Origin of the sequence: Raineya orbicola (assembly GCF_002843425.1) — a bacterium.
Classification (GTDB): Bacteria; Bacteroidota; Bacteroidia; order Cytophagales; family Thermonemataceae; genus Raineya; species Raineya orbicola.
The window spans coordinates 56096-67061 of record NZ_NKXO01000018.1; the positions used below are offsets into that span (position 1 = coordinate 56096).

The window sequence follows — 10966 nt, forward strand, 5'->3', positions numbered from 1 at the left end:
GGCAAAAGTATTTGTATTAAAATATTTATTTTTGTAAATTTGTATAACAATTTTTTTCGCTTACGTACTCTAACTATTTGAAAATACTATGGCATCAGCAGTTGCACACGCTCACGATGTACATACTCACGAAGAGCATCACGAGCATCATCACGAAACATTTCTAACCAAGTATGTTTTTTCTACCGACCACAAAACGATTGCCAAGCAATTTTTGGTAACAGGTATTTTGTGGGCTTTTGTAGGCGGTTTGCTTTCTATTTTATTCCGCTTGAAACTTGGTTTCCCTGAAATGGATTATACTTGGCTCAAACCACTTTTGGGCAAGTGGGTTACTGGCGAAGCAGGACAAGGACAATTAGACCCCGAATTCTATTTAGCTTTGGTTACTATGCACGGAACAATTATGGTGTTCTTTGTGCTAACAGCAGGTTTGAGCGGAACATTTTCTAATTTCCTCATTCCTTTGCAAATAGGTGCCAGAGATATGGCTTCGGGCTTCTTGAATATGCTTTCATACTGGTTTTTCTTTGCTTCCAGTGTGATTATGGCGGCTTCTTTTTTCCTTGACGGCGGTCCTGCGGCAGGAGGTTGGGTAGTTTATCCGCCATTGAGTGCTTTGCCACAAGCCCTAAAAGGTTCAGGTTCAGGAATGACCTACTGGCTCGTATCAATGACCTTATTTATTATTTCATCATTACTGGGAGGTATCAATTACATCACTACCGTTATTAACCTTCGTACCAAAGGAATGACCTTTTCCCGCTTGCCGCTTACTATTTGGGCATTCTTTGTTACAGCAATAATTGGTTTGCTTTCTTTCCCTGTGTTGTTTTCAGCGGCTTTGCTTCTTGTATTTGATAGAAGTTTAGGAACAAGTTTTTATCTGTCAGATATTTATGTAGCAGGTCAGGCTCTTGACCACACAGGTGGTAGTGCAATTTTGTATCAACACTTGTTCTGGTTCCTCGGACACCCCGAAGTGTATATAGTACTTTTACCTGCTTTGGGTATTACTTCTGAAATCATTGCAACCAATGCTCGCAAGCCTATATTCGGTTATAAGGCAATGGTTGGCTCAATTCTTTTCATTGGTATTCTTTCTTTTATTGTGTGGGCTCACCATATGTTTGTAACAGGTATGGACCCTTTCTTGGGTAGTATCTTTATGTTCCTAACACTCATTATTGCAGTACCTTCGGCAGTAAAAGCCTTCAATTATATCACTACGCTTTGGCGAGGAAATATTCGTTACACACCTGCAATGCTATTCTCAATAGGTCTTGTATCTTTGTTTATTTCAGGTGGTGTAACAGGAATTATTTTGGGTAATAATGCTTTGGATATTTACCTACACGATACTTACTATGTAGTAGCACACTTCCATTTGGTAATGGGTTCGGCTTCGTTCTTTGGAATGATGGCGGGTGTGTATCATTGGTTCCCTAAAATGTTTGGCAGAATGATGGACGAGAAACTGGGTTACATTCATTTCTGGCTAACATTCATAGGGGTATATTTGGTATTTTTCCCTATGCACTTCATCGGAATAGCAGGTTTCCCTCGCCGTTATTACGAATTTTCAGCTTATGCCGCTTTCCGTGACGAAGTATATTTGAATTTGAACCAATTTATCAGCGTTGCCGCCGTAATAACTTTTGGTGCTCAACTTATTTTCGGCTTTAACTTCTTCTATTCTATGTGGAGAGGTAGAAAAGCTACTCAAAATCCTTGGAATTCTAATACTCTGGAATGGACTGCTCCGCTTGAACCCGGACACGGCAACTGGCCTGGGCAAATTCCTTTTGTGTATCGCTGGGCTTATGATTACAGCAAGCCTAATGCTGAAAAAGACGGATTTACTGATTTTATCCCTCAAAATGTTCCATATTCAATGACACCTCATTCTAATTTGCCCCACGAAAATGAGATGATAGCATTAGAAAAAGAGGAAATGTTACCTCACGATACAACCCTTGAACTTGCAGAACTTGCAAAAAAGAAAGAAGTAACTGCATAAAGTTTAGATAAATCAAACTGAAATGACAGGCTCACGAGCCTGTCATTTTCTTTTTTTACCAAATTTTCATCACCTCTCTAACAATTTCTTGGGCGGCATTGGGTTTGGCAAAACGTTTGATATTTTTCTGTAATTCTTTTTGCAGAGCCTCATCAAAAAGTAAATCAATTGTATCGCCTACTAAAAAAGCTTCGGCGTGTTTATCGGCAACCATCAAGGCGGCTCTATTATTTACAAGTACTTTGGCGTTTTTAGTCTGGTGGTCTTCGGCTACATTGGGCGAAGGTACTAAAATACAAGGTTTCCCAGCAAGGCATAGCTCTGAGATAGACAAAGCCCCTGCCCTTGAAACAACCACGTCTGCGACCGAATATGCCAAGTCCATTACATTGATGAAGTCAAAAACTTTGATAAGGCTTGTTTTAGCTTCGGCTACACTTTTTTTAGCAGTTTCGTAGAAGTGTTTGCCTGTTTGCCAAATCACCTGAATATCGTTTTCTATTAGCCTATTTATGTTTTTTTGTATGCTCAAATTGATAGTTCTTGCTCCAAGACTACCACCTATCACAAGGAGCGTTTTTTTATGCTCTTGCAATCCAAAATGTTGCAAAGCGTTAAGGTGTTTGTTTTCAAGCTCTAAAATATCTTTTCGTACAGGATTACCTGTGAAAACAATTTTTTCTTTCGGAAAATATTTATCCATTTGAGGATATGCTACGCATATTTTTTTAGCTTTTCGTGATAGAAGTTTGTTGGTAATGCCTGCGTAGCTGTTTTGCTCTTGAATGAGTGTAGGTATTTTCATCAAAGAAGCCATTAGCAGTGTAGGAGCACTGGCATATCCTCCTACACCAATACATATATCGGGTTTGAACTCTTGCAAAATTTTGCGAGCTTGTGTCAGACTTTTCAGGAGTTTCAAGGGGAAGCGTAAGTTTTCGGTACTGAGCCTTCTTTGAATACCCGCAATATCCAAACCAATAATTTTATACCCTGCCAGAGGTACCTTTTGCATTTCCATACGATTATTTGCACCTACAAACAAGATTTCGGTAGCAGGAGCTTGTAGTTTGATTTCGTTGGCGATAGCTATGGCAGGGTAGATGTGTCCGCCTGTACCCCCACCACTAATGATGACTTTTTTCAATTTGCTTGCGTTTTAGGTGAGCAAAGTTAAAAATGAACTTGGAAAACGCCAAAAGAAAAAACCCTCTTTCAAGAGGGTTATGAGAACCACTAATAAGCATACGTAAAAAGACTATGCAAAAGTGTAACAAAAGTCTAACAAAAACAAGAAAAACTTAAAATTTTTTTAGGATAATGTTTGTTTTGACAAAATAAAGTTTTACAATCTTATACCCATTACCAAAATATCATCTCTTTGGGGGGCATTTTTTTGAAACATTAGGAGTTCTTCTTTCAAAAAATAACATTGTCTATCCATCGGTTCTTTACCATAAAGTAAGAGCAAAGTTTTGAGCTTATCGGTACCAAACTTTTGCCTGTCAGGATTCGGATTATCGGTATAACCATCAGTAGAAAGATAAATAACATCTCCTTTTTGAAGCGAGTATTGGTAGGTTTCGTAAGGAGTTTGCATAATTCCCAAACCACTTCCGCCGATATGACTACGTGAGCCTTTTAGCTCAATAATGGTATCATCTTTGAAAATGTATAGAGGGCGTCTTGCTCCTGCAAAATACAATTCAAATTCTTCTTCATTTTTAATATCTATGCGGCACAGGCATACGTCCATACCGTCATTGTTACCTGTTTCTCTTTGTCTGAGCGAAGTAATCACTCCTTCATTGAGGGCAGAAAGCACTTGGGCAGGGTCAAAAATTTTGTTTTCGTTAATGATTTTATTAAGCAGAGTGTTACCTATCATACTCATAAAAGCCCCAGGAACGCCGTGTCCTGTGCAATCTACGGCAGCAAAGAAAAGATGATTTTCTATTTTGGAAAACCAGTAGAAATCTCCTGAAACCACATCTTTGGGGAAATAAATCAGGAAAAAGTCATCTACGTAGTTTCTGATAATGGTTTCGTCAGGTAAAATGGCTTTTTGTATATGGCTTGCATACTGAATACTTTGGCTCATATGAGTATTCAGTTCGGTAAGTTCTTTGTTTTTAACTTCAATAAAATCTCTTTGAGCCGTAATTTCCTCTCTTTGTTGCTGTAGTTCTTCATTTTGAGCTAAAATTTCTTCTTGTTTTTGTTTTAATTCGTGAGTTCTTTCGGCTACTTTTCTTTCTAGCATTTCGTTTTGTTCTTTGATGATGCGAGCATTTTCTTCTAAAGCCTTCAAGGCTTCGGCTTGTGCCAACGCACGCTCTTTACGAATGGTGTTTACTCTATCAGCGAGAGCAAAGGAAAGCCCCACCACTTGAAACATCGCTCCGATAAGATGAGAAACCCTCAAAAATGGGTGATTAGGCACAACTCCTGCAGCAATTAAGGCTACCGTCATAATGCCTATTAAGAAAAATGCCCAAGAAAGAATAAAGTAAATAGCTGATTTATTCCCAATACGCCAAACCACAACCCCTGTAATCAGTTCTACAATGCCTACAATAAGCATAGCGATGGTGCCTATTCTCACCGAAATAGAGTAGGGAAGTACCAAGCCAAGTAGAGAAAACATTCCCAGTAAAGCTGCCAAACTCCACAAAACCTTGTTAAAGCGAGGTAGATACTTTTCTGTACTTAAAAACGAAATCATAAACAAAATCGCTCCAGCTCCGCCTGCACACAAACCCATAGGCACTACGGTATTGCCCCACCAAGTGGCATTAGACCACAAGTATTGGAAGGCGTGTCCATTGAGTGCTGCTTGAACAGTTCCATAGAAAACGATATAAATCACATAATACAGGTAGCTATTATTGCGAACTGCAAAGAATAGCACTAAATTGTAAATACCCATTATGAGCAATATGCCATAAAAAAAGCCAAACAAAATTTCTGTAATAGCAATGTGTTTGATAAGTCGGGGTGGGCTGTAAAGATAAGCAGGGAATTGAAGGGAACTATCGCTATCAATTTTTATCAGAAAAGTGCGTGTTTCAAAAGGTTCTAATTTGAGCGGGAAAACTAAATTTCTGTAAAAAAAAGGTCTTCTACTAAAAGGAACAACATCTCCGACTGTATTTATTACTTTTTCCCAAGAGCTTTCTCCATTTTGGCTAAAAATATCTACTTTATCCAAAAGAGGATAATCAAATTCTAAGTAGAAAGTTTCTGCTTTGTTGTTTTTGTTGTGTAACTGAAATTTGAGCCATAGATTGATTTTCTTGAAACCTAAGTTAGGGTCATCTTTAGTAATAGGTTTCCACTTTTCTGCTTCCATTTTGCTGATTTCTTTCAGTGACATTAGCTTGGAAGCGTCTTCATAATACATAAAATACTTGCTAATGTTTTCTACTTCAATACTTTCAGGAATTTCATAAGGCTTTGTTTGGGCGATAACGAAGGATATTGAAAAAAGCCAGCAAAATACGACTAATTTCAAAAAATATGATTGCTTCATGTTGTGTTTTAGTATTTTAATAAACAAATTAGATATTACCTTGCAAAATAACTAAAATAATAGCACTCCTTGATGGCGTTTCTATAAAACTGCGTATTTCGGTATTTGTTTTTGAGATTTTGAAAATTGGTGCGATATTCAGGTACAAAGAAGTGGTCTATGGTATTACTAAACATTTTATTTTCTTGTTCTTTTCTGAATTTATCACTCTGAAACATTTGATTTTGTTCGGCTTTGGCGGCAAGAAACATCAAGCGAGCCGCCATTTCACGATTGCCTGCTTTTTCATAGAGTTGAGCGGCTTTTTCGTAATATTCTTGGGCTTTGGAGCAGTCGGTATGTTTGCCTAAATACGAACTGCTGCGAAAATAATCCATAGCTTTCCAAGCGTGTCCGAAATAAGTAGTGTTGTAGTAGATATTGCCAAGTCTGTGATGAGCATCAGCCGAGTTTTTGCGAGCTTGTGCCTCCAATGTCCTGATTTGACTGATTAAATTGAGTTTAGTATAAGTTTTCTTGCGAGAGCAGTTGATACAATCTATGATTTCATCGCTGGTAGGGTCGCCTTCAAGTGTCAAGTTGATGCCTGATTGTTTGAAAAGTTTTTCTGCTTCCTCTAAATTGCCTTCACGAAGCAAAAGTGTGGCTTTGATTTCTTGTAAAATAGCTTTGGGCTTTTGTGTATCTATTTTACTCAAAAGCTCTTTTTCGTAGCTGGTGTAACTATCTTGCGAGGCAAAAGCAATAAGTTCATCAATAAATTTTTGTTCAATTTTAATATCATAAATTGTTTTAGAAGAAAGATAGGCTTTGGCTTTTTCGCCTTGTCTTTCATAGAGGCGTGCAAAAGTGCCTCGCATAAGTTCTTTGAGGGCTTTACTTTGTGTAGCTACTATTTTCTGATAAATTTTCTCTTCGGTATCTTTTTCTAAAATGTTGAGCTCGGAAAGTTCAAGCATTGTTTCAAAAACTTGCATCTGTTTTTGGGCATCAGGAGAAAGACTTTCTTTTTTGAGCAAAGCGAAACTTTTGCGTGCTTCTTGGGGTTTTTCAAGTAAATAATCACAATAGCCCAAAGCCATTACCCAAAGAGCTTGCTTTTGAGGATTTTTGGCTGTTTTAAGATATTGCATTACAAAAGATTTGAGTTTAGGAATATAAGCACGGTATAAAGCGACTTGGTCGGTATTAGCAAAGCCGCTTTCCGTACTACGTAGAGGCATAAGGGTCATTTCAATTTTATTGATTTCACGCAAAAGAAGCATATCCAAGTAGTCGGATTCAGGCAAAAGGCTGTAAATAGCCATCATTTCGGGGAGTATCAAATTTTGAGGGTGTATGCCTCTGATAAAAAACAAAGTCGCTTTTTCCTGATTATTTTTACAAAGGCTTAAAGCCTTTTTCCAGTCTTCGTCAGTAAAAATTTTACAACTTAAAAATGAGCTAATTCGCTTGGCAGCAGATTTTTCAAATACTACTGCAAAAAGATAGGCAGAAAGAGCATTTTGTCCCATTTTTTGCAAAGCTCCTGCTTTGTGAGCCATTGCCCAATATTTTACAATATTTTCAGTTTTGAGTGGTTCGAGTAGGTTGTCGTAGAGTAAAATAGTTCTTTTGAAATCTTTGGCATAATGAGCCAAACGTACTGCCTGATAACCATAGCGAAGTTTAATGAAAACATCTTTGGCAGAAGCAAAGCGCTTTTCAGCTTCTTTGGAATAGGCTAAAAGGTTTTCCTGTGCATTGGGGGGCGTTTCTGCCCAAGGGTTTTCAATGAAGGTATAACGCTCACATTTTTTGGCAAAAGAAAGATATTCAATAGCTTCGGCATCTTTTTTTTGAGTAGCCCAATACTGCACTACACTATTTTCGGCGAGCTTTTTATCGTTGAGCGATTTTTGTAAAAGAACAAAACTGCGAATTTTATCCCAATCGGCTTGGGTAGATTTATAAATGATAGTTTCTAAATCTTTCGTAGAAACTTTGTTTTCCATAAAAGTTTGCCACTCTATTAGATTTTCGTCTCTTTCGTTTTTTTGCAAAATATCTTCGCTTTCGTAGAAGCGGCTGAATGAAAAATAAAAAGGACGAAAGCGGCTATTTTGTGAAAGCTCGGGATTGAAAAAGCGATATAATTCCCAATCAGGTTCAAAGTAAGCACAACTTTCTACGTGCCAAGTGTTACAAAGGAAAAATACATTAAAACCAATAATGAACCAGATTTTGAAGTTTTTCATAAGGATATTGTTGAATAAGTTGGTTATCTAAATGGTAAAAAATCATTTCAGTAATAGGTATTTTAGAGGCAACTTTCTTGGTAAGTTTTTCTATATTTTCAAGGCTTACACTTTCCCAACGCAGTTCATCTTGTTCATACAGAAAAACACCCCCAAAATAATGATTTTTTTGCACTTTGTAGCGTTTTTCTTGAATTTTTTTTAGATGCGGGTTTTGCTCTAAATCTTTTTCTGTAATTTCAGAAAGCAAATGTACCACTTTCCCCATACGTTTCACAACTGCCCATTGAAAAACAGGCAAAGCAATTTTCAGGGGCAGGGGATAAGTTTCAGTATCTTGCAGATACTTATCAATGAGTGAAAGGTCTAAAATGGAGTTTTCGGTATTTTTTCCTTCAATATCGCCTATATTGTATAACATTAAAATTCCTTCATCGGCATCGGGTACGCCCGTTTGCGAAAAATACTTGTACTGGTGCAAGCGAATAGTTACTGAAAAAGAGAGTTTTTGGTCTTTGCAAATTTTTTTGAGTGTTTTGCATAGTAAAAAAAAGTTTTCTTTTGATTTTTCGCTCCAGTCGCAATCTATTTGTATGCCTTGCAAGGATAGTTTGTTGTTTTGTGCCTTGCTAAAGATTTTTTGGGTGATTTTTTCTGCTAAACTTTTTATTTCGTTGGGTGTACTTTGCAGTATTGTGCGATTAGTAATAAAAATCACTGCTACAACTTCTTGAAAGGGTTTTATATCTGAATTTTGTATTTGTAAATCGCCAATAGGGATAGCTTTTTGCTCGGGGTGAAAATCCACATCAAAAAAGCGTAAATAAAGTGTTTTGCTTTGTAATTGTTCGGCATACTTGCGTTCCAAGCTATCAAGTTGAAGCGTACCTTTCCAATGATACCAGTTTTGGTTTATTTTTTCTTGATTTTTACAGGCAGAAAAAGTCAAAATCAAATAAAAAATCCACTTTTGCTGAATTTCTAAAAGAAAAGTCTGACTTTTTTTATACCAAAAAATATTTTTTAAAAAAACAATAAAATATCCAAATAAAATTTTGTTTGACATTTTTGTGGTATCTTTGAAAAGTACAATGAAATTATTAAAAAATGGAAAAAATTGAATTTTTACAGCAAAAAAAAGTAAATATTTCTTTGAAAGCAAGAACATTCTCACTACTTTTGCGTTATGAAATTAAAACATTTATGAACCAAAGCAAAGAGGTGTTGGAAATTCTGACGAAAGTGCAATCCAAGCAAATGGAGTTGTTCTTGGAAGCGGTTCGTCATATTGCAGAGGCTTGGGGAAAAGAAAATTTTGTAGAAGAATTTACGCAAGCCTATAAAAAATGGTTTGATGAACAAACCAAATTGATGCAAGAAATGAATGGGCTTTTACAAAAGCACGCGGGTATTACAATGCCCAATCATCTCTTGGATTTACAAAAAATGCAGGAAAATTTTGGAAAGAATTGGTTTGAATACATCAAAGAACACGCAGGAAACTACGCCGATATTTTCAAAACAGGTAGCATAGACCAAATCAATGAAGTATGGAACAAAATGTATGAGTCTTGGTTTGAGCCATTTATGCGTCCTTTCAAAGAGTTTTCGGCATCGGGAGTTGGAGGCTACAATGTGATGATGAATGCCGTAAAAGATTATCTCAAAGCATTTTCAGGTAAAAAGCAAAAATAAACCAAAATAAGTTGATTTTAATAAGCATACGTAAAAAGACTGCTGTTTCTGACGGCAGTTTTTTTTATTTTCTCTGAAAAACTTGTTTTTGATATACTTATTTTTTACATTTGAAAAAAACAGAAAATCAAAATGTTACGAGTTACTTGTTTGGTATTCCTTTTAATAGGATTTTCTTATTTACGAGCACAACCTACTCAGGATTTTGAAATGGAAGTGTTAGTCCCTTGTCATAAAGTAGAAAATCAAGCTTATTCGGGTACGTGTTGGAGCTTTGCTACTTGCTCTTTTTTTGAAAGTGAACTAATGAGACAAAACAAACCAAGTGTAGTTTTATCTAAAATGTTTGTAGCCCGAAAAACCTACCCTCTGAAAGTAGAAAAATATTTGCAGACAGCAGGAAAAAGCTTCTTTACGGCAGGCGGGCAACCTCACGATGTACTTTACACTATTCGTCATTTTGGTATTGTGCCTGAAAGTATTTACAATGGAAAAGCCTTTTTTCAAGAACATTACCACGCCCCCCTCGATTCGCTGATGTGGCAAGCTACGCAAAACTTTATTGCCAATGGTAAAAAGTCTTTGAATGAAGCCGATAAGGCGTTTTTAGAAAAAGTTTTAGACCTTTTCTTGGGCAAAGTACCCGAAAAATTCGTCTATGAGGGGCAAACTTATACACCGCAGACTTTTGCCAAAAACTACTTAAAAATCAATCCTGATGATTATGTACAGATAACCTCTTGGCTCGGTGAGCCTTTTTATCAGAAAATAATATTACCCGACAAATACAACTGGATGCAAGAAGGCTACTACAACGTCCCCTTAAATGAATTTTTTGAAATTACTCAACAAGCTATCCGCAAGGGCTTTGGAGTTGTATGGAATGGAGACAACGTAGAGCCAACTTTTTGGGCAGAGCAAGGAGTAGCATTTTTACCTGATACAATGAAAACAAGTCCCGAAAGCAGACAAAGATACATCAAAAATGGCTCAACGCAAATAGAACACGTAATGCATATTGTAGGCATTGCCAAAGAAAAAAATGAAAAAAATCCGACTCGCACCAAGCGAAACAAAAAAACAATCCAAACACCTATCAAAATTTGGTTTTATATCAAAAACTCTTGGGGTGAGATAAGCAAATTCCACGGATTTTTGTATATGAGTGAAGAGTTTTTCAAAATGAAAACCATTTCAATAATGCTTCATAAAGAGGCTCTGCCAACTGAATTACGTAAAAAGTTGAAAATATGAAAGAATTTAGAGAGTCAAGAAATGTAGGATATGCAGATATTAGATACAAACCTTGAAGGCTTTTAATCCTTTGTATATCAAAATTTTTGAATATAAATAGTGAGGTTGTTTAGGATTTATTTTTTTTGATAATTCTTCGGATAAAAATGACCATAAAGGATAAAATTAACAAATTTACCCACGTATCTACTCTGGTTTCATAGCGTATGATTAAAGCCTTGAATTGGT

At 36.5% G+C, this 10966-nt stretch carries 7 protein-coding genes; 3 read left to right on the forward strand and 4 right to left on the reverse strand.

What is annotated here, in order from left to right; genetic code table 11:
- Positions 1-88: 88 nt before the first annotated feature.
- The gene (locus Rain11_RS06840; protein WP_101358606.1) at positions 89-2020 is read left to right on the forward strand and encodes a cytochrome c oxidase subunit I; all 1932 of its coding nucleotides are present in this window, start codon (positions 89-91) and stop codon (positions 2018-2020) included.
- A gap of 55 nt (positions 2021-2075) precedes the next feature.
- Here Rain11_RS06840 and murG read toward each other — a convergent pair whose 3' ends face one another.
- The 4 genes from murG to Rain11_RS06860 all read right to left on the reverse strand — a co-directional run bounded on the left by murG (position 2076) and on the right by Rain11_RS06860 (position 8855).
- Positions 2076-3167 carry an undecaprenyldiphospho-muramoylpentapeptide beta-N-acetylglucosaminyltransferase gene (murG, locus tag Rain11_RS06845; protein ID WP_101358607.1) on the reverse strand — a complete coding sequence of 364 codons (1092 nt, stop codon included), beginning with the start codon at positions 3165-3167 and terminating at the stop codon, positions 2076-2078.
- A gap of 198 nt (positions 3168-3365) precedes the next feature.
- Entirely contained in the window at positions 3366-5552 is a 2187-nt protein-coding gene (locus Rain11_RS06850) for a 7TM diverse intracellular signaling domain-containing protein (protein WP_101358608.1), read from the reverse strand.
- 35 nt (positions 5553-5587) lie between these two features.
- Positions 5588-7789, reverse strand: coding sequence for a hypothetical protein (locus Rain11_RS06855; RefSeq protein WP_101358609.1), 2202 nt, complete (start codon positions 7787-7789; stop codon positions 5588-5590).
- The gene (locus Rain11_RS06860; protein WP_207764432.1) at positions 7752-8855 is read right to left on the reverse strand and encodes a hypothetical protein; all 1104 of its coding nucleotides are present in this window, start codon (positions 8853-8855) and stop codon (positions 7752-7754) included. Before Rain11_RS06860 ends, Rain11_RS06855 begins: the two co-directional genes overlap by 38 nt.
- Before the next feature lie 41 nt (positions 8856-8896).
- Between Rain11_RS06860 and Rain11_RS06865 the strand changes: the two genes are divergently transcribed.
- Together Rain11_RS06865 and Rain11_RS06870 are read left to right on the forward strand one after the other, a co-directional pair.
- Complete coding sequence (locus Rain11_RS06865) at positions 8897-9484, forward strand: hypothetical protein (RefSeq protein ID WP_101358611.1); 588 nt, start codon at positions 8897-8899, stop codon at positions 9482-9484.
- A 132-nt stretch (positions 9485-9616) separates the two neighbouring features.
- On the forward strand, positions 9617-10738 hold the full coding sequence (locus tag Rain11_RS06870; RefSeq protein ID WP_101358612.1) for a C1 family peptidase: 1122 nt from the start codon (positions 9617-9619) through the stop codon (positions 10736-10738).
- The last annotated feature ends 228 nt before the right edge of the window (positions 10739-10966 follow it).